The organism is Nocardia implantans (assembly GCF_035544775.1).
Lineage (GTDB): Bacteria > Actinomycetota > Actinomycetes > Mycobacteriales > Mycobacteriaceae > Nocardia > Nocardia implantans.
In genome coordinates, this window is the sequence record NZ_JAYKYQ010000005.1 from 212,683 (window position 1) to 232,164 (window position 19,482).

The window sequence follows — 19,482 nt, forward strand, 5'->3', positions numbered from 1 at the left end:
CCGGTGCCGATGAAGTGCTCAGCGCAGACGGCGGGTGAGTTCCACCGCCCCGCCCTGGTCTTCCAGCCAGGCGAGGAAGGCGGTCAGCCCGCTGTCGCGGTCGACGACCGGCCGGTAGCCGAAATCGCGTGCCGCGGCGCTGGTGTCGTAGGTGGCGCTGCGGGTCAGCAGCGCGACGGCGTAGCGCGACAGCGGCGGCGACCAGCGGGTCGCGACGGCGGGAACGCGCCAGATCGTCTCGATGACGCGCACCGCCGCACCGATCACCTCGGGGTTGGGTTTCCTGGTCGGCGGCCGGTATCCGAGCTGGGCGGCCACCTGGCCGAGAAATCCCCAGACGTCGGTCTTCTCGGCGTCGGCGATGAAATACGCTTTGCCGCCCACCTCGTCCGACGCGGCCGCCAGCACACAGGCCTCGACGATGTTGTCGACGTGGCACAGCGAGGCGTACACGGTGCGGCCGAACGACAGGTCCGGCAGCGTTCCCGCGCCGGCTCGCCCGAGCATCCGCACGATGGGGCCCGACCGGTCGCCCGCACCCCAGATCGCGCGCGGGCGCAACGCGCAGGTGCGGAACCCGTCGGTGTCGGCGGCGAGCACCGCCCGCTCGGCCGCGGCCTTGGTCTCCGAGTACAGGTTCAGGTAGCGCCGCGGGTACGGCACCGATTCGTCGACGTCGAGCTGATCGCCGCCGTAGTAGTCCATCAGCGCGCTCGGGCTGGAGATGAACACGAACCGTGCGGCTCCGCCGCGCCGGGCGGCCTCCAGCAGCCGCTCGGTGGCCCTGACGTTCTCGTTCCAGAACTGTTCCCTGGTGCCGCGCTCGTCCACCCGGGCCGCGCTGTGGAAGACGATGTCGACGCCGCGGGTGGCCCGCTCGAGCGACGCGGGATCGGTCAGGTCACCGTAGACCAGCTGGATCTTGTCCAGGTCGGGGCCCAGATCGGACAGATCGCTGGTGCGACGCACCAGGATCGACACGTGGTGCTCGCCGTCGCGCACCAGCCTGCGCGCCAGCGCGCCGCCCAGAAAACCGGACGCGCCGGTCACCAGAACTTTGCTCATTGCCTTTCCTCCTTGCCGGGCTGGGTCCGCCACCAGGTCAGGCCGAAGATCTGCGTCAGGACCGCGGTCCGGAGCCTGCCGTGGCCGGAGCCGTCGGCGGCGCGCAAGGCCGCAGGGATCTGGGCCGCGTGCACGACGACGCTGAGGAACGCGTCGATCCACCAGACGGTGCGCAGGATCCGGCTGCCGGGGACCCGGCCGGTAGCCGCGGCGAGCGCGCCGCCCGCCAGATACAGCCATCCCAGGACGGGAACCGCCCGCAATACGGTCGTTTTCATGATCAGGTGTCCGTTCCCAGGCGCTCGGCCGCCCACACCGTGAGCTGTTCGCGCCCGATCTTGGCGTTGTGCCGGATGTCCACCGGGAACGACGGGTGAACCAGGAAGTCGGCGATCGTCCTGGTCGGTTCGAATCCCGCCCCGTGGGCCCGCAGCGCGGGCTCGACGACGGCAGGGTCCGCGCCGGGCTCCAGCTCGACGCAGAGCACCGGCCGCTGCGCGCCGCGCCGACCGATCCCGACCAGCGCCGTGCGGGCCACGCCCGCGACGGTATTGAAGATCTGCTCCACCTGGACGGTGAACATCGGTCCGCGCGCCGTGACCACGCGCTGGCTCTTGCGGCCGCAGAACCAGATCCGTCCTTGTTCGTCGATCCACGCCAGATCGCCGGTGCGGTGCCAGATCCGGTCGCCGTCGGCGATCTTGCCCAGCGCGTTCGCCTGCTCCGGCCAGTAGTACCTGGTGCTGACGTTCGGCCCGCTCACCACCAGTTCGCCGATGCCGCGCGTGTCCGCCAGCCCGCCCGCGAGTTCTTCGGCCCGGTCCCACGTGGGTATGGGGTCGTCGGTGATGGCGACGACGCGCGCCTGCACCTGGTAGGAGGGCCTGCCGATACAGGTGCCCGCGCCGCGGTGCGCCCGTTCGACCAAGCCGTCCAGCAGTTCCCGCGACTCGATGGTGGACATCGGCAGCGCCTCGGTGGACCCGTATCCCGCGACCACCTTCGCGTCCGCGCCGAGCACCGCGCGCAGCCCGGCGATGCACCAGTCCGGCACCGGCGCGCCACCGGAATAGACGCTCTCGAGCGAGTCGAGCGGAATCGGGTGGGCGCGCAGGTATTCCAGCAGCGGGATGAGCACGGCGGGGGAGGCGAACATGGTGCGCACCCCGAACCTCCGGATCGCGTCGGCCACGTGCGCCGGGTCGGTCGCCCCCACCTTGCTGGGGATCAGCGGTGGCAGCACGCACCGCGAGCCGAGCAGCAGATCCAGCACGCCGACCAGCGGAAGCGTGATCAAGGAGGCTTCCGGCGCCACCTCACCGCGCGCCAGGTGCACCTGCTCCACCATCGCGGCAAGGTTGCCGTGGGTCAGCTGCACGGCCTTCGCTGGGCCGGTGCTGCCGGTGGTGAACGCGATCACCAGCGGGTCGTCCTCGGTGGCCGGGCGGGCGGTGGGCAACGAGCCGGTGGGCGTGCGGCCCCAGTCGCGCAGCGTGTCGCCGCGCCAGAACCAGCGTCGGCCGACCGTCACCGTCGTGCGGACGGTGCGGAAGCCGCGCCGGAACAGCACGCGCAGCGCATGGGCCGGTGGGATACCGATGAACGCCTCGGCATCCACGGCGCGCAAGCAGCGCAACATCTTCCGCACACCCATGCCGGGGTCGATCACCACGGCCACCGCGCCGATCTTCAACAGCCCGAGCATGATCGCGTACAGCTCCGGGCTCGGCAGCACCAGCACGATGGTGCGCGTCCCGGTACCGACTCCCGACGCGGTGAGCCGCTGGGCGATCGTGTCCGACCACGCGTCCAGCTCGCGATAGGTCAGGTGCCGGTAGGCCGGCAGGCCATCGGGGCCGACCCCGTCCGCGTAGCGCACGGCCACGCGGGTGGGGTCGGTGCGGACGACCGCACGGAACCGATCGATGGCCTGCCAGTAGGTCCCCGTTGTCACGCAGGCGCCCCGGCGAGGACGGGCAGCCGGTAGAGCACCGCCGCTGCCGAAGGACCCGCGCCCGCGGCGACGAACAGCACCTGGCGGTACGGGGCCAGGGTGTCGTCCGCCACCGCCTGGTCGTAGGCCGCGGTCAGCGCCGCCGTGTGCGGGTCGCCGTCGCGCAGATCCGGTGTGCGGACCGAGCTTTCGTCGATGCCGAGGGCGGCGGCCAGCCTCTTCGGGAACTGCAGGCTCGGCGTCGAGGCGATCAGCGCGATCTCGTCGAGCGAGACGTGGTCGGACTCGGCGAGCGCCCGGCGCGCGACGTCGATCGCCACGTCCAGCAGACGCTCCTCGAAGCCGGGCTCGCGCTCCACCGTCATGGCGCCGCGCCCCGTATTGCCCATGGTCGTGACGTCGACGTAGGCCTCGATCGCGGGCGTACCCTCGCCCGCGGCGGTGTGCACCCGGCCGAAGCCGGTCGGCTCGTCGGTGTGCTCGAGCAGCAGGGCCGCGCCGCAGGTGGCGTACGGGAACCGTTCGTCACCGACGGAGCGCAACAGGGACGGATGGGTGTCGCCGGAGACGACGAGCACGTGCTCGGCGCTGCCGGTCTCCAGGACCGAGGTGGCCACCTGCACCGCGTTGAGCACACTCACCGCGCCGTTCATCAGGTCGAACGAGAACGTCCGCGGGTCGTCCTTGGCGTATTCCAGGCCGATGCCGGCCGCTTTCTGGATCAGCGCCGACACCGCGGGCTCGACGGTGTTCGAATCGCGGAAGATGCCCGCGTTGATCAGCAGGCCGACCTGGTCGGGACGGATACCGGCACGTTCGAGGCACCGCTTGGCCGCGCGCCCGTTGTGCTCGACGATGCTGTTGGTGTCCCCGCCCCGGCTGATCGCGGTGGACTTGATACGCACGCTCATGACCGGACCTCAGACCTTCAGCGACGAAATGGTGGTGGACAGGAACCCGGTGACGATGCCGGAAGCCGCGGGCACCAGCAGCAGCTTCGAGCCCGCGGGAATGTTCTGCTCGCTGAGCTGATCGTGCAGCACGATGAAATGCGAAGTGGTGGAAGTGTTTCCGTACTTCTCGATGACCCGCAGGTCCGGCGGCATCGGGCTGCCGAACTCGCGCTCGGCGATCGCGTTCATCCACGGGATGGCGGCGGCGCCGAACTGATGGTGGATGACATAGTCGAATTTCTCGTCGGCGAAGGTCTTGCCCTGCGCCTCGAGGAATTTCCGCTGCGTGTTGGTGCCGAGCAGGAAGCGATCCTCGTTGTGCATCCTGCGGTTGTCGGTGTACATCGCGATGCCCTGCGTCTTGCCGCTCGGCATGCCGAGGCACAACTGCGCATATTCCGCGGCGGTCATCATTTCGATGTAGTGGATGATGTCGTTTTCGTCGACCGCCTGGTCGAGGACGATCGCGCATCCGGAATCACCGACCGACAGCGAGGCGAACTGCGGATCGTATTTCTGCGAAATCTCGGCGACCGCGGTCTCGGCGATCGGAGTAATCGCCTCGCCGCTGACCACGAGGCCGTTGCGGACGGCGCCGGACCGGATCATCCGATCCAGGATGTACGTGCCGGTGAGCATTCCGGCGCAGGCATTCGTGATATCGAAGGTGATCGCGTTCTTCGCACCGATAAGGCGGCTTATCGAACCGGCGAAGGACGGCTCCATGTACATCCTGGTGGCGTGCTTGCTGCGCGTGATCGAGGCGGAGATGATCACGTCGATCTCCTCCGGCGCATACTGCGACCTGGACAAACAGTCTTCGACAGCCTTGGTGGCGAGCGTGAACGAGTCTTCGTGACTTTCCGGCCTGGTATCGCGGACCCGGCGTTCGCGGACGCCGGTGATTTTCTCCAGATCGAATGAAGGCGGTTCTTTCAGGCCGGAGAGCAGTTCAGCCGTTGTGACAACTCTGGAAGGCAGATAGGCGCCGATGGATTCGAAACGGGAATGGGGAGACACGAGCGCTCCTGAAATCGTGGGGAATTACGGTTCCGGATCGACTCTGATCGTCGGTGCGGTGAACACTACCCGACGGTAACAACGAATGGCTATATCGCCTTGAAGCGTTCCGTCTGAGACGGAAATCACTGCGGAGAGTATCTGTTTCGTGAGGTATCACCAACCGGTGACCGGCTGGCTATGGCGTTCGCAGTATTGCGATGTGAGTTGCCGTTTCGGTTTGTCGCGCTGTTTCGTGTCCGAAGGCGTGTGCGGCCCGCGGTGCGGGCGAATGTGTCGCCCCGTGAATGGCTACCGATCGGTTATTGCCGGATGGCGGTAATCGATGAGTGCTCGGCGGGCTGTCTCTCTCGCCGGATGTGAGTGACTTCACTGCGAAGCGCGCGCCGGGTGAGGGTGCGGCGGCCGGTGCGGACGGTGGGCCGATCGTCGCCGAACATCGTTGTGGCAGACAGCGATCGGCGCCATCGGCCGGCGCAAGGGCAGGCGCGCGACGGCGTGATTATGGCGCGATGCCGGTGAGGGAGAAGAACTCCTGGCGGGAGCGGGCATCGTCACGCAGCGTGCCGAGCATGGTGGAGGTGACCGTGGTCGTGCCGACGGCCTGCACGCCGCGCAGGGTCATGCAGGTGTGCTCGGCTTCGATGACGACCCCGACGCCTTTGGGGCTCAGATTCGACGCCAGCCAATCGGCGATCTGTTTGGTCAGCCGTTCCTGCACCTGGGGGCGGCAGGAGAAGTGCTCGACGATGCGGGCGAGCTTGGACAGCCCGAGGATGCGGTCGCCGGGCAGATAACCGACGTGGGCGACTCCGACGAACGGCAGCAGGTGGTGCTCGCACACCGACCGCAACGGAATGCGGCGGGCCAGCACGAGCTCGTCGTAGCCTTCGTCGTTGGGGAAGGTGGTCAGGTCGAACGGGCGGGGAGTGAACAGTTCGGCATAGGCGCGCGCCATCCGGCCCGGAGTGGCCCTGAGGTGTTCGTCGTCGAGGCCGACGCCGAGAGCGGAGAGGAACTCGCCCGCCGCGCGCTCGGCGGCGGCCAGGTCGATGGTGGCGCCGGAGTCGTGGACGACTCGTAACGGACGCACGGTGTGCTCGGCGAGCATCCCGCCCACCAAGCGTTCGGCCTGCTGCATGTCACTGGTCACGACGATCTCCTGTAGCGCTCATTACGACAAATATTATTGGTGAAATAGCTATCACCGGTCAAGTCCAGCACGTGAAGTCGTTGCCAGACCTGCTTCGGCCAGCACTATGAGTGTTATTGTGATCGGGTGACCAGCGATGCGGCGATCGGTGCCGTGGCCGCCTTGGATGACGAACTGCGGCGCGGGATGTACCGGTACATCCGTGGCGCCCGCCGTCCGGTGACCAGGGACGAGGCCGCCGAACAGGTCGGGATATCCCGTAAGCTCGCCGCGTTCCATCTGGACAAGCTCGTCGACGCCGGGCTGCTGCGGGCCCGCTACGAGCAGGTCGGGGGCGTCCGGCGGGTGGGGCGCGCGCCGAAGGTCTACGAGCCGGCCGACACCGACGTTCAGGTGAGCATCCCCGAACGGCGCCATCAGGTGCTGGCGGAGATACTCGCCGACGCCGTCCTCGCCGAGTCGGCCGGCGAGACGTCGCGCGAGGCGGCGATCCGGGTCGCGGGTGATCGCGGCGCCGAAGACGGACGGGCGCTACGTCGGCAACTCCGGCCGGGGCGCCTGGGCCCGGAACGCGCGCTGACCCTGCTGCGCTCGTCGCTCACCGATCAAGGGTTCGAACCCAGCCGGGAAGGTTCCGGCTGCCTGCGTCTGCGGAACTGCCCGTTCCACCCGCTGGCGGCCAAGGCCCCCCACCTGGTGTGCGGAATCAACCACGCCTATCTGCGCGGCTTTCTGGACGGTCTGGAAGCCGACAGCGTGACCGCGATCCTGGCGCCCGCGGCGGGTGAATGCTGCGTCGAACTCCGTTCGACCGCCAGCCGCGGGTGATTCGCCGACCGGAGTGACCGCGACGCGTGCACGGGCGCGCGGCGTCCGGAGCTAGGCTTCGGTGCTCAGCGAGGAGCGCGCGGTGGCGATCCGTTCCAGCACGTCGGAGGCGTGCGCGTCGAAACGCTCGCGGGAGACCAGGATCTCGCCGTCGAGCCAGGGGCGGTAGAGGTAGGCGAGCGCGCCGAAGATGGCGCTGGCGTTGAGCTCGTGATCGTGCTCGTCCGGCATCGGTCCTGTGTAGTCGCCCGCGCTGATGACCAGCGCGATCGGCGCGGTGAAAAGGCCGATGAGTTCGTAGGCGCGCGGCAGGAGCACGGGCGTCGCCTGCGACTCGACGAACATGATCCGGCCGCGGCGGCGGTCCTCCAGCAGGTAGTCGGTGAAGACGGCGACCATGTGGCGGAACATCGCGTCGCGTTCGACGGGCGCGTTGGGCAGTTCGTCCAGCAGCCGGTCGCGCGCGCCCAGTACCACGGTGTCCAGCACGGTGGTCAGCAGCGCGTCCAGGTTCGGGAAGCTCTCGTAGAAGTAGCGCTCCGTGAGGCCGGCCTGCCTGCAGACGCCGCGCATGGACGTCTCGGCCGCGCCCACGGTGGCCATCAGCTCCGTGCACGCCTCGATCAGCTGTTCCCGGCGTGCGGCGACGCGATCGGCGGGGGACTGCCCGCGCCAGCGGCGCATGCCGGGAATCGACCCGTCGGCTTCGTCCATGGCCGACATCCTCTCATAGCGTCCGAATTGACATCATGTGATGTTGACAGCATGTGATGTCACCAATACATTGCGAAGAACCGATCGATCACGAGGGGTGCGAGATGGGTTCTGCCGTATATGCCGACCAGGCGCACGCCATCAACGCGCGGGCCGTGGAGTTCGACTTCGCCACGGTGCCGATGCATTACATCCCCGGCGAGGCGATGGCCACCCACATCATCAACGTGATGCACCTGGTGCTCCCCGAAGGCGAGCGCGCGATGGCGCAGGCGCTGGCCGAGGCGTTGCCCCTGATCGACGACGAGCGGTTGCGCGAGGAAGTCCGCGGCTTCATCGGCCAGGAATCCATGCATGCCAGTTCGCACGAGAAGGCGCGCGAACAGCTGGAGCGGCTGGGTCTCGAGGTCGGCCCGATGGTCGAGCGGGTCACCTGGCTGGTCGACCGGATACTGGGCGACCACGGACTGTCCGGCCGGGCCAAGCGGGAGTGGCTGTGCGAGCGGCTCGCGCTGTTCGCGGGCATGGAGCACTACACCGCGGTCATCGGGGAATGGCTGCTCACCAACGACAAGCTCGAGGCCAAGGGCATGCACCCGGCGATGCTGGATCTGATCCGCTGGCACGGCGCCGAGGAGGTCGAGCACCGCAGCGTGGTCTACGACGCGTACATGCACGTCGACGGTGGCTACGCCCGCAAGGCGCGGCAGGCGCTGCTCGCCAGCGCGGGCTTGCTCGTCTTGTTCGTCATCTCCGGCGGCTATCTCTTCCATAAAGACCCGTCGAAGCACAAAGGCCGGTTCTGGCCGCTGCAATTGGCCAGCGCCTCGGTGCGCGGTGTGGTGCCGAGCTTCACGACGTTCTTCACCGAGATCCCGCGCTACCTGCGGCCGGGCTTCCATCCCTCGCAGCTGGGCCCGATGGACAACGCGCTGCGTTACCTCGCGCAGTCGCCCGCGGCACGGGCGGCGCGCGCGTGACCGCCGTCGAGCGGTTCCAGCCCGGACCGGCGCTGCGCCTGATCGGCTCGGCGGCCGACGCCTACAAACGATTGTTCGTCGAAAGCGACGCCGCGCGATTGCTGTCGCGCCCCGATCCGGTGCGCCGCAGCGGCTACGAATTCGAGGTGGTCGTCGACCGGATCGGCGCCGAGGCCGACGGGGTGGTGAGCCTGTGGCTGCGCCATCCCGACGGCGGCCCGCTGCCCGCGTGGACGCCGGGCGCGCACTTGGACGTCTTCCTGCCGTCCGGTCGCCAGCGGCAGTACTCGCTCACCAACGACCCCGCCGACCGGGGGTTCTACCGCATCGCGGTGCGCCTCATCGCCGACGGTGACGGCGGTTCCGCGGAGATCCACCGCGATCTGCGGGTTGGCGACCGACTGGGCGTGCGCGGCCCCCGCAATGCGTTCCCCTTCGTCGCGGCCCCGTGCTATCTGTTCGTCGCCGGCGGCATCGGGATCACGCCGATCCTGCCCATGGTCGCCGCGGCCGAGCGTGCGGGAGTGCCGTGGCGGTTGATGTACCTGGGCCGGTCCAGGACGCGCATGCCGTTCCTGTACGACCTGGCCCGCTACACCGGCGGCGATGTGGTGGTGCGGCCGGACGACGAGTTCGGCGTACCCGACGCGCGGATGATCTTCGAGCAGACGCCGCCAGGCGCCGCGGTGTACGTCTGCGGTCCGCCGCCGCTGGCCGAGGCCGCGCGCGGGGTGCTGGCGCTGCATGATCCGTCGGCATCGCTGCACACCGAGCGGTTCTCGCCGCTGCCGGTGCGCGACGGCGAGCCGTTCCGGATCAGACTGCGGCGCAGTGGGTTCGACGTGCAGGTCGCCGCCGACGAGTCGGCGCTCAGCGCGATCCGCCGCGTGCTGCCCGGCGTGGCCTACTCCTGCCAGCAGGGTTTCTGCGGCACGTGCAAGACCAGGGTGCTCGCGGGCGCGGTGGAGCACCGGGACCGGACGCTGCTCGACTCCGAGCGCGCGGACACGATGCTGACCTGCGTCTCCCGCGCGTGCGGCGGCGAACTCGAACTGGATCTGTGAGCCCGGCGGGCGACGTCGCCCGCGGTGGGAGGAGGACATGGCAGTGGCTGCGCAACCGGAGCACGTTCCGCTCGTGGTGATCGGAGCGGGGATAGCCGGGATCGGTCTCGCCGTCTCGCTGCGCGCGGCGGGCATCGACGATTTCGTGTTGCTCGAGCGCGCCGACGACCTCGGTGGCACCTGGCGGGCGAACACCTACCCGGGCTGCGCCTGTGACGTGCCCTCGCAGCTGTACTCGTACTCTTTCGCGCCCAACCCCGAGTGGTCGCGCACCTACGGCACGCAGCCGGAGATTCTCGCCTACCTGCGCTCGGTCGCGACGCGCCACGATGTGCTGCGGCACATGCGGTTCGGCGTCGAATTGCTCGAGGCGCGCTGGGACGAAGCGGTCACGCGCTGGCGGCTGCGCACCGGTCGCGGCGACCTGACCGCGGACGTCCTGGTCTCCGCCGTCGGGCCGTTCAGCGAGGCGCGGATCCCGCGGTTGCCGGGCGCGGAAACCTTCGCGGGAAAGCAATTCCATTCGCTGCACTGGGATCACGAGCACGATCTCACCGGCGAGCGGGTCGCGGTGATCGGCACGGGCGCGTCGGCCGTGCAGTTCATCCCGGAGATCCAGCCGGTGGTGGGTCAGCTGACCGTTTTCCAGCGTTCGGCGCCGTGGATCGTCTCCCGCCTGGATCGCCGCACGCTGCCCGCCGAACGCGCGCTGCTGCGGCGGGTGCCCGCGCTCGGCAGAGCGCTGCGCGGCCTGTATTACACGGGCATCGAAGGATTCGGCCTGGTCGGCTTCGTGGACAAGCGATTCCGGCATCCGTACGAGGCGCTGGGCAGGCTCCAGCTGCTGCGGCAGGTGCGCGATCCGGAACTGCGCCGCAAACTCACCCCCGATTACGTGATCGGGTGCAAGCGGGCGATCTTCTCCGATGCCTACTACCCGGCGCTGACCCGACCGAACGTCGAGGTGGTCACCGAAGGGATCCGGGAGATCCGCGCCGGTTCGATCGTCACCGCCGACGGCGTGCGGCGCCCCGTGGACACGATCATCTGGGGCACCGGATTCGGCGTTCCACCAGCGGTCTTCGATCGGGTGCACGGCATCGACGGCCGGTCCATCGGCCAGCGGTACCGGGAACGGCCGAGCAGCTACCTGGGCACGACCATGGCGGGCTTCCCGAACTTCTTCTGCACACTCGGTCCGTTCGGAGCGGCGGGCAATCAGTCCGCGATCTATATGATCGAAGCCCAGGTGCGCTATATCGTCGATGCCGTGACCACCATGCGTGCGCGGAACATCCAGCGGATCGCGGTGCGCGAGGAGGTGCAGCGAGCCTTCCTCGGCGAGGTGAACGAGCGCAGCCGCGACACCGCCTGGCTGACCGGCGGCTGCCGCAGCTACTACCAGACCGCCGAGGGCGGCAACGCGGGCCTGTACCCGAACTGGAGTTTCGAATATCGCAGGCGGACAAGTCGGTTCGATCCCGAGTCCTACCTGCTGCGGGCCGGGTGAGCGCCGTGATCGTCGACTTGCTGCGTCAGCTGGTGTCGCCGCCCGCCGAGCACCGCCTGGACGTCCGCGACCGGGTGGTGGTGATCACCGGGGCGGGCACCGGCATCGGCCGAGCGCTGGCCGAAAGACTCTACGCCTCGGGCGCTTCGGTGGCGCTGATCGATATCGACCAGGCCGCGGCGGCGGCCGTCGGCCGCTCGATGGGGGAGCGGGCGCTGGTCGTGCGCGCGGACGTCTCCGATCGAATCGGCATGCGCGAGGCCATCTCTCAGGTGCGCGAGCGGTTCGGCCGGATCGATGTCGTGGTGGCCAACGCCGGAGTGGTGCCGGAGCCGGCGACCATCAGGACGATGAACCCCGGCGACTTCGATCGGGTCATCGGCATCAACGTGACCGGGGTGTTCAACACCGTGCATCCGGCGCTGGACGACATCGTGGCCGCGAAAGGACATGTGGTGGTGGTCTCCTCCGCCGCGGCGTTCGCGCCCGGCATGGCCGGTTCGCCCTACATGGTGAGCAAGGCCGCCGTCGAGCAGTTCGGGCGGGCGCTGCGGGTGGAGCTGGCCGCGGTCGGCGCGACCGCCGGCGTGGCGTATTTCGGCATCGTCGACACCGCGATGACCCACGGCACCTTGGACGAGGACGAACTCGGCGCCGATCTGGGCGCGTTGCTGCCGTGGCCGCTCAACCTGCGCATCACCGTGCGCGACGCGGCGGAGTCCATCGCCGACGGCATCGCCCGTCGCGCGGCGCGCACCATCGCGCCGCCGCAATGGGAGCCCTACGCGTTGTTCCGCGGCGCGATCAACGTGGTGCTGGACAGCAGGCTGACCCGGGACCCGCGCGTGCACGACCTGATCCACCGGGTCGAACAGCGCGTCCTCGACAGCCGCCCGGTCACCCCGGTGCCGCGCTGACCGCGGGCCGGGCTACGGCTCGGCGGGGAAGATCGTCGGCAGCGTCAGCGCGTACTCCAGGTCGTCCCGCGTGCCGAGCGTCGTGAGCAGCACGCGGATCATCGTCAGCCGTGCCGCCGCCACGGTGTCGGCGTCCGGTTCGGCTCCCGGTGCGGTGCCCGCGGAGATCCGGTAGACCACGTACTCGCACAGGTGCAGCGCGGCGTCCAGGTCCAGCGGGCTCGGCACCGGGCGGCCGAGTCCGGCGAACGTCTCGCGCACCAACGCGCGGATGTCGTCGAGCGCGCGCTCCCGGTAGGCCGACACCGGGGAGCCCGGATCGTGCAGCTCGGCGAACAGCGGCCGCAGCATGGGGCCGTGCCCGCGCGCCCAGTCCAGGTAGGCGTCGATCAGCCGGATGCCGAGCTCGACCGGCTCGTCGGTGCCGGTCAGCGCCGCGCGAATGCCGCCGACCAACCCGTCGTTGGAACTGTCGAGCACCGCGAGCAGCGGCTCGTTCGCGTTGGCGAAGTAGCGGTAGAAGGTCGGCCGGGCCAGTCCGGCCTGCTCGATGATCTGCGCGACGCTCAACCCGCGAGAACCCGTGCGGGTGAACACTTCCGCCGTCGCCAGCACGATCCGGGCGCGCACCTCCTCGGCCTGTTCCGGGGTCTGCGGCGGCCGGCCGCGGCGGGCGGCCGCCGACTCAGCAGGCATGGTGCCACCTCACAACGCGGCCCCCTGGATATCTGTGCGCCACGACGAACAGCTTGACACGAGCTGTGACATAGACATTAATCTAACACCACTGTTCATTAAATAGGGCGCGCATGCGGCGCGGCCCACCGTCCGCGAGAGGGCCGACCATGACCACCGCCTCCCACCCGGCCACCGCCGACGCGCTGCCCTCCGCGCTGGTGCGGCCGTTGCTCGCGCACGCCGTCGCGGGCGGCGCGCCCGCGGTCGAAGTGTTCGCGCCCGCCACCGGCGCGAAGATCGCCGATCTGCCGCAGTCCTCCGCCGCCGACATCGAGACCGCGTTCGCCACGGCCCGCGAAGCGCAGCGTCAATGGGCGCTGCGTCCGGTGCGCGAACGCGTGGCGGTGCTGCGCCGGTTCCACGACATCGTGCTGGCCGAGCAGGACACCATCCTCGACATCGTGCAGACCGAGACGGGCAAGGCGCGCGCGCACGCTTTCGACGAGGTCGGCGACGTGGCGGTGAACGCCAGGTACTACGCCTCGGTGGCCGCACGGCTGCTGGCCACCCGCAAACCGCGCGGGGTGCTTCCCGTGCTCACCCAGGTCGACGTGCGGCACCGGCCCAAGGGCGTGGTCGCGGTGATCTCGCCGTGGAACTACCCGCTGGCCCTGGCCGTCTCCGACGCGCTGCCCGCCCTCGTCGCGGGCAACGCGGTGGTGGCGCGCCCGGACAACCAGACCGCGCTCACCGCGCTGTGGGCCATCGACGCCGCCGTGCGCGCCGGACTGCCGCGCGGGCTGTGGCAGGCGGTGCTCGGCCGGGGTTCGGTGATCGGCGGCGAGGTGATCGCCCGCGCCGACTACGTCGACTACACCGGCTCCAGCGCGACCGGACGGACCATCGCCCAGCAGGCGGGCGAGCGGCTGATCGGCTACTCGCTGGAACTCGGCGGCAAGAACCCGCTGCTGGTGCTCGCCGACGCGGACGTCTCGCGCGCCGCCAAGATCGCCATCCGCGCCTGCTTCGCCTCGGCCGGACAGCTGTGCGAGTCGATGGAACGGATCTACGTGCACGACAGCGTCTACGACCGCTTCGTCACCGAATTCGTCGCGCACGTCGAGGCCATCCGGCTCGGCGGCGGGCTGGACTACGACAGCGACATGGGGTCGCTGACCTTCCGGCGCCAGCTGGACACGGTGGTGGAGCACGTGAACGACGCGGTGGCCAAGGGCGCCACGGTGCTGGCGGGCGGCCGCGCGCGGCCGGACCTGGGGCCGTACTTCTACGAGCCCACCGTCCTGGCGGGCGTGCGGCCCGGCATGACGGTGCACCGCGAGGAGACCTTCGGTCCCGTGGTCTCGATCTACCGGGTGAGCAGCGACGACGAAGCCGTGGCGCAGGCCAACGACACCGCCTACGGCCTCAACGCCAGCGTCTGGACCAAGGACACCGCACGCGGCCGCGCGGTGGCGGCGCGGATCAACGCGGGCTCGGTGAACGTCAACGAGGGCTTCATCGCCGCGTGGGGCAGCGCCGACGCCCCCTCCGGCGGGCTCGGCATCTCCGGCACCGGGCGCAGGCACGGTCCGGAAGGCCTGCTCAAGTACATCGACACCCAGACCATCGCGGTGCAGCGGGTGCTGCCGATCGCACCGCTGCCCGGCATGTCCGAAGCGCTCTGGGCCAAGACCATGACGCTGTACTTCGGCGTCATGAAAGCGCTCCGGCAGAAATAACGCGCACAACTTACGAATCAGGAAGCAGTACGGATGAAACTGGACACGGTGGCGGGCAAGAGGGTCCTGGTCACGGGGGCCGCGATGGGCCTCGGCAAGCTGTTCGCCGAGCGCGCGGTGCGTGAGGGCGCCGCGGCGGTGGTGCTGTGGGACATCAACGAGGCCGCGCTGAAGGACACCGCCGCGGAACTGACCGGCCGCGGCAGCGCCGTGCACCACCACGTGGTCGACGTGGCCTCGGCCGACTCGATCGCCGAGGCGGCCGCGAGCGTGCGCTCGCAGGTCGGCGGCATCGACATCCTGGTCAACAACGCGGGCATCGTGCGCGGCAACAGCTACTTCTGGGAAACCGGCAACCGCGCCGACATCGACAAGACGATGGCGATCAACTCCCTCGGCCCGATGTATGTCACGCTCGAGTTCCTGCCCGCGATGGTCGCCGGGTCCACCGAAGCGCGGGTGCTCACCATCGCCTCCTCGGCGGGCCTGGTGTCCAACCCGCGCATGAGCGTCTACGCCGCGTCCAAGTGGGCGGCGCTCGGCTGGTCGGACTCCGTGCGCATCGAGCTGGAACAGGCCGGCCACGACCACGTGAAGGTCACCACGGTCTGCCCGACCTACATCAACACCGGAATGTTCGAAGGCGCCAAGGGATTCCTGTTCACGCCGATCCTGGAACAGGACAAGGTGGTCGACACCTCGTGGCGCGAGATGAAGAACGGCACCCCGCTGGTCGTGCTGCCGTGGACTTCGCGTCTGAACAAGGCCCTGTCCGGTCTGCTGCCGATCAAGCTGCGCGACCTGTTCCTGAACACGGTCGGGGTCTACCACTCGATGGACGAGTTCACCGGCCGCGAGAAGTAGCGCGCGGCAAGCCATGATCGGGACGGTCCGACGCCCTCGTCAGCGGGGACGGGTGCCGATGACCACGGTCGCGTAGTGCTCCTCGGATTCGGCGACCCGGCCCGCGAGGCCGTGCCGCGCCAGGATGGACAGGGCCGGCGGCGCCTGCTGCTCGCTGGTCTCCACGAGCAGATGTCCGCCCGGCGACAGCCACGCGGCGGCCTCGGCCGCGACCCGGCGGAAGACGTCCAAGCCGTCCGGACCGCCGTCGAGAGCGGTGCGCGGCTCGTGCTCACGAGCCTCCGGCGGCATCCGCGCGATCATCGCCGAGGGAACGTAGGGCGTGTTGCAGAGCAGGATGTCGATGCAGCCGCGCAATTCCTCCGGCAAGGGTTCGAAGAGGTCCCCTTCGTAGACCGGCGCGCCCAGCGGGGTGAGGTTGCGGCGGGCGCACTCGACCGCGACCGGATCGATGTCTGCGGCGGCCAGGGTGATCGGGCGGCCCTCGTCGGCGACGGTCCGCGCCACCGCGAGGCCCAGCGCGCCGGAACCGCAGCACAGATCGACCACCACCGGATGACCCGTGCGGTCGCGCAGCAACGCGACCGCGCGGTCGACGAGGAACGCGGTGCGCTGCCGCGGCACGAAGACGCCGGGGGAGACCGCGACCCGCAGCCCGTGGAACTCGGCCCAGCCGAGCACGTGCTCGAGCGGGCTGCCGGTGACGCGCTGGGTGACGAGCAATTCGAGATCCGCGCCGGTCTCCGCGGCGGCGGCCGTGAGCAGCCGCGCCTCGTCCTCGGCGAACACGCAGCCCGCCGCCCGGAGCCGGGCCACCACATCGGTACTTCCCGCTGACGTCACCGGGCCATCGTGCCGCGCGCACAGGCGATGGCGCCAACGGATTTCCCCGGTGATGGGGACCGGCGCCGCGGACGCGGGTCGCGATCGGCCCGGCGTCAGCGTGCCGTGTCGAGCTGGAAGGTGCGGGTGGCGTCGAGATAGATGCCGCGCTGGCCCGCTCGGCCCGGCGGCGGCAGCTGCGAGACCAGCTGTTCCAGCGAGGTCGTCGCCCCGACGACCCTGGTGCCCGCGACGATGAAATCGGCCACCGCACGGCGGATGTGGTTGGGCGAGGTGACCACGATCGCGCTCGTCGCACCGACGTCACGCAGCAGCTTCGTGCTGAACAGGGCGTTCTGCACGGTCGAGCCCGCGCGGCTCTCCACGTGGATACGGGTGGGCGGCACGCCGTGGCCCACCAGCCAGTCGCGCATGGCCTCGGCCTCGGTGACGCCGTTCTGCGGATTACCGCCGGTGACGACGATCGGCGACAGCGGCGCCGCGACCGACTGCAACCACGCCGCGATGAGCCGGTTCACCAGTTCCGGACGCAGCGCCCCGTCCGGGAGCAGGCCGTAGCCGAGCACGACGATGCCGGTCTGTGGTCCCGCCAGCGCGGGCAGCGGGTTCGGCAGGGTGCCCACCGCGGCGCGGATGGCGCCGAGCACGTTGTCGGTGCCCTGCGCCAAGCCGGGGTCGACCGCGTGCAGCCGAGCCATGGCGTCCACCAGCGCGGGCAGGTCACCCGCGTAGTCCGACCAGATCGCCTGCAGGGCGAGCGCTTCGGCGTCCGCCGGGTCGGCGCCGATCAGGTTGCGCAGGTCGGCGCGGCCCGCGGCGTCGTCGCCGTTGGCGAAGTGGCGCTGGGCGGAGTTGTACAGCGCGTCCGTTTCCGGCGCGGCGTGCGCGGGGACCGCGGCGAGCCCGGTGAGCGAGAACGCGGCGAACGACGCCGCGACGAGAAGTTTCCAATGCCTCGAGATCATCACTACAGTCGTCACCTTTCCGCTCTGGAACGGGATGGCACGTGCTAGCAGTTAGCTGGGGCAAGCACGGATTACCATACGGCCGAATTTCCCGACCATGCCGCACATTGCGAACGGGTCCTGCGATGCCGTCACGGCGACGCGCGCTCGGCGCAATCGCGGGTCGTGAAAGTCGCAGTCGGTGGTTTTCGGAGCGGTGCCGGTCGCCGACTCACTGTCGCTCGGTAGCGCGAAGAACTCCGAAGCGGCGCCAGGCGAACTGCCGCCGTAACTCCCGTCCGTGTCGCTCTGCCCGGCATGGCGAGCCGGTCGGGAAGGGCGCCGGGGCGGACGTAAGTCCGAGGCGGGCTCGCCGGTGCCACCGGGACGGTGGACGAGAGTCGTCGGGATGCCGGGTCCGGTCGCGTTCGCTGCGCCGCCCGTTCAGCGTGCGATTGCCTCCTGTCAGCGCGGCTCGACGTGGACTGGTGCGGTATTCGTCCGCCCGCGCCCGTTAGGCTGTGTCAACGTGGATACCGTTTCGCTGTCCGGCAAGGAACTCGCCGCCGCCATCAACGCCGACACCAAGGCTCGTGCCGCCGCGCGCACCGAGGGGGGCGCCGCCCCGCGCCTCGCTCTGGTCGTGGCGAACGACGACCCGGCCAGCGCCTGGTATGTGAACTCGCTGCGCAAAGCGGCCGAACGGCTCGGCATCGCTTGCGACACGGTCGATCTCGGCCAGGATGCCGACGTGGCCGCGATCCGGGCCGAACTCGACGCGCGGAGTGCGGATCCGGCGACCCACGCGATCATGCTGCAGACCCCCTTGCCGAAGGGCGTCACCCTCGACGACGTGAGTTCCGCGATCGTCGCGTCCAAGGACGTCGACGGCGTCAGCCCGTTGTCGCTCGGCCTGCTGGCGGCGGGGCTGGACGGCTTCGTCCCCGCCACCTCCGAGGCCGTGGTGGAACTGCTCGAACACCATCGGGTCCCGCTGGCGGGCCGCCACGTCGCGGTGGTCGGCCGCTCCAACATCGTCGGAAAGCCGCTGGCCCAGCTGCTGCTGGCGAAGGACGCGACCGTCACCGTGTGCCACTCTCGCACCGCCGACCTCGCCGCCGTCACCGCCACCGCCGACATCGTCGTCGCCGCGGCGGGCCGCATCGGCCTGATCTCCGGCAAGCACGTCCGGGAGGGCGCGGTGGTCATCGACGTCGGCACCAACGAGGCTGCCGACGGCAAGATCGTCGGCGATGTCGACGCCGACTCGCTGCGCGGCAAGGCCGCGGGGCTCAGCCCCGTCCCCGGCGGCGTCGGCCCGGTCACCACGGCCCTGCTCATGCGTCACGTGGTCACCGCCGCCGAATCCGACTGAGCGACCGCGTTCCGGGCGAACTCGGCCCGAGCCGCCTCACCCCCGGGCGATGGCGCTGATGAGTGTGCGCTCGCCGTCCTTGGTGGTGGTGACGATCTGCGGGTTGTAGGTGACCGGCTGCTGCCCGGGGCGGTGCTCGGTGACCACCACGATGTACTGGCCCGCGAAAGCGGCGGGACTGATCGCGACACAGTGGGTGGTGCCCGCGGGAATGCTGTCGATGCCGCGCTGAATCGCGTCGGCTGCTTGGACGGCGGCGTCCGCGGTGGTGGTGGCGCGGACCTGCTCGCCGGACCGGTCCACGTAATAGGCGTGCTGGAAGGCGAAAATCACCGCGGGACCGGAGTCGAAACCGCCCACGCCGTTGCCCTGGATCCGGTTGCCCACTCGCTCGGCGGGGCATTGCGCGGCGGGCGCCGCGGGGGCGGTGTTCGGCGCGGACGGAGCTGGTGCGGCGGCTGGGGTATCGGGCCCGCCGGTCCCGACCAGCAGATAGGCCACGAGGGCCAGCGCGGCGATGCCGAGCGTGGCGAGCAGCGGCAGCGCCCATCGCCACGCGCTACGCGGCGCGGGTGAGCGGTCGATCAGTCCCGAGAATTGGTCCTCGTACAGGTCCGGTTCGGCTTCCTGCGGCCCCCTGGGTTCGGGCGGCTGCGCGGGCGGCCGATCCACCCACGCGGCCCACTCGCCGCGGTAGTCCTCGCCGGACGGCGCCTGCAGCGGCCGTTCGGCATCGTAGGGATTCCCCCGGTCGTAACCGGGTCGTGCGCTCATCTCCGGTCGATCCATCGCCCCGCCCTTCATCAGGTCCCCGTCAGATTAACCGCATCGTCACGAGCCGGGAACGCCCTGCCGCGTTCACAATTGAGCCGCCCGCACCT

General features: G+C 70.0%; 19 protein-coding genes. 8 read left to right on the forward strand and 11 right to left on the reverse strand.

The annotated features are described in order from the left end of the window. Positions 1-18: 18 nt before the first annotated feature. From U3653_RS14195 to folE, 6 genes are all read right to left on the reverse strand, one after another. A complete protein-coding gene (locus U3653_RS14195) occupies positions 19-1,065 on the reverse strand; it encodes an NAD-dependent epimerase/dehydratase family protein (RefSeq protein WP_195080133.1) in 1,047 nt (348 codons plus the stop codon). Continuing rightward, complete coding sequence (locus tag U3653_RS14200) at positions 1,062-1,343, reverse strand: hypothetical protein (RefSeq protein WP_195080132.1); 282 nt, start codon at positions 1,341-1,343, stop codon at positions 1,062-1,064. Before U3653_RS14200 ends, U3653_RS14195 begins: the two co-directional genes overlap by 4 nt. Positions 1,344-1,345: 2 nt before the next feature. After that, positions 1,346-3,019 (reverse strand): fatty acid CoA ligase family protein, encoded by a 1,674-nt coding sequence (locus tag U3653_RS14205; RefSeq protein ID WP_195080131.1) that lies wholly within the window; start codon positions 3,017-3,019, stop codon positions 1,346-1,348. Continuing rightward, positions 3,016-3,930: a hypothetical protein gene (locus U3653_RS14210; RefSeq protein ID WP_195080130.1), complete on the reverse strand. Its 915-nt coding sequence runs from the start codon at positions 3,928-3,930 to the stop codon at positions 3,016-3,018. The genes U3653_RS14205 and U3653_RS14210 overlap by 4 nt, the downstream gene beginning before the upstream one ends. Positions 3,931-3,939: 9 nt before the next feature. Continuing rightward, on the reverse strand, positions 3,940-4,749 hold the full coding sequence (locus tag U3653_RS14215) for a 3-oxoacyl-ACP synthase III family protein (RefSeq protein WP_435406566.1): 810 nt from the start codon (positions 4,747-4,749) through the stop codon (positions 3,940-3,942). 745 nt (positions 4,750-5,494) lie between these two features. After that, positions 5,495-6,103: a GTP cyclohydrolase I FolE gene (folE, locus tag U3653_RS14220; RefSeq protein ID WP_195080307.1), complete on the reverse strand. Its 609-nt coding sequence runs from the start codon at positions 6,101-6,103 to the stop codon at positions 5,495-5,497. 168 nt (positions 6,104-6,271) lie between these two features. Here folE and U3653_RS14225 point away from each other — a divergent pair, with 168 nt between their 5' ends. Beyond that, a complete protein-coding gene (locus U3653_RS14225) occupies positions 6,272-6,973 on the forward strand; it encodes a helix-turn-helix transcriptional regulator (RefSeq protein WP_195080128.1) in 702 nt (233 codons plus the stop codon). A gap of 51 nt (positions 6,974-7,024) precedes the next feature. Here the strand turns inward: U3653_RS14225 and U3653_RS14230 are convergent, their stop codons facing one another. Next, positions 7,025-7,687 carry a TetR/AcrR family transcriptional regulator gene (locus tag U3653_RS14230; RefSeq protein WP_323123990.1) on the reverse strand — a complete coding sequence of 221 codons (663 nt, stop codon included), beginning with the start codon at positions 7,685-7,687 and terminating at the stop codon, positions 7,025-7,027. A 104-nt stretch (positions 7,688-7,791) separates the two neighbouring features. Here U3653_RS14230 and U3653_RS14235 point away from each other — a divergent pair, with 104 nt between their 5' ends. The 4 genes from U3653_RS14235 to U3653_RS14250 are packed head-to-tail and all read left to right on the forward strand — an operon-like array spanning position 7,792 to position 12,158. Beyond that, the gene (locus U3653_RS14235; RefSeq protein ID WP_195080126.1) at positions 7,792-8,667 is read left to right on the forward strand and encodes a metal-dependent hydrolase; all 876 of its coding nucleotides are present in this window, start codon (positions 7,792-7,794) and stop codon (positions 8,665-8,667) included. After that, positions 8,664-9,731 carry a PDR/VanB family oxidoreductase gene (locus U3653_RS14240; protein WP_195080125.1) on the forward strand — a complete coding sequence of 356 codons (1,068 nt, stop codon included), beginning with the start codon at positions 8,664-8,666 and terminating at the stop codon, positions 9,729-9,731. Before U3653_RS14235 ends, U3653_RS14240 begins: the two co-directional genes overlap by 4 nt. Positions 9,732-9,768: 37 nt before the next feature. After that, positions 9,769-11,241 (forward strand): flavin-containing monooxygenase, encoded by a 1,473-nt coding sequence (locus U3653_RS14245; protein ID WP_195080124.1) that lies wholly within the window; start codon positions 9,769-9,771, stop codon positions 11,239-11,241. Between the two features lie 8 nt (positions 11,242-11,249). Continuing rightward, complete coding sequence (locus tag U3653_RS14250; RefSeq protein WP_397069142.1) at positions 11,250-12,158, forward strand: short-chain dehydrogenase/reductase; 909 nt, start codon at positions 11,250-11,252, stop codon at positions 12,156-12,158. Positions 12,159-12,170: 12 nt separating this feature from the next. Here U3653_RS14250 and U3653_RS14255 read toward each other — a convergent pair whose 3' ends face one another. Next, a complete protein-coding gene (locus U3653_RS14255) occupies positions 12,171-12,854 on the reverse strand; it encodes a TetR/AcrR family transcriptional regulator (RefSeq protein ID WP_195080123.1) in 684 nt (227 codons plus the stop codon). Positions 12,855-13,003: 149 nt separating this feature from the next. On the opposite strand from U3653_RS14255, the gene U3653_RS14260 reads away from it, so the two are divergent. Further along, positions 13,004-14,575, forward strand: coding sequence for a succinic semialdehyde dehydrogenase (locus U3653_RS14260; protein WP_195080122.1), 1,572 nt, complete (start codon positions 13,004-13,006; stop codon positions 14,573-14,575). 33 nt (positions 14,576-14,608) lie between these two features. Continuing rightward, positions 14,609-15,439: an SDR family NAD(P)-dependent oxidoreductase gene (locus U3653_RS14265; protein WP_195080121.1), complete on the forward strand. Its 831-nt coding sequence runs from the start codon at positions 14,609-14,611 to the stop codon at positions 15,437-15,439. Between the two features lie 39 nt (positions 15,440-15,478). On the opposite strand, the gene U3653_RS14270 is transcribed toward U3653_RS14265, so the two are convergent. Then, positions 15,479-16,282 (reverse strand): putative protein N(5)-glutamine methyltransferase, encoded by an 804-nt coding sequence (locus U3653_RS14270; RefSeq protein WP_323123992.1) that lies wholly within the window; start codon positions 16,280-16,282, stop codon positions 15,479-15,481. A 95-nt stretch (positions 16,283-16,377) separates the two neighbouring features. After that, entirely contained in the window at positions 16,378-17,247 is an 870-nt protein-coding gene (locus tag U3653_RS14275) for a YdcF family protein (protein ID WP_195080120.1), read from the reverse strand. 508 nt (positions 17,248-17,755) lie between these two features. On the opposite strand from U3653_RS14275, the gene U3653_RS14280 reads away from it, so the two are divergent. Beyond that, positions 17,756-18,601, forward strand: a complete 846-nt coding sequence (locus U3653_RS14280) for a bifunctional 5,10-methylenetetrahydrofolate dehydrogenase/5,10-methenyltetrahydrofolate cyclohydrolase (protein WP_195080119.1) — start codon at positions 17,756-17,758, stop codon at positions 18,599-18,601. A 36-nt stretch (positions 18,602-18,637) separates the two neighbouring features. On the opposite strand, the gene U3653_RS14285 is transcribed toward U3653_RS14280, so the two are convergent. After that, positions 18,638-19,375 (reverse strand): DUF8176 domain-containing protein, encoded by a 738-nt coding sequence (locus U3653_RS14285; protein ID WP_195080118.1) that lies wholly within the window; start codon positions 19,373-19,375, stop codon positions 18,638-18,640. Positions 19,376-19,482 lie beyond the last annotated feature (107 nt).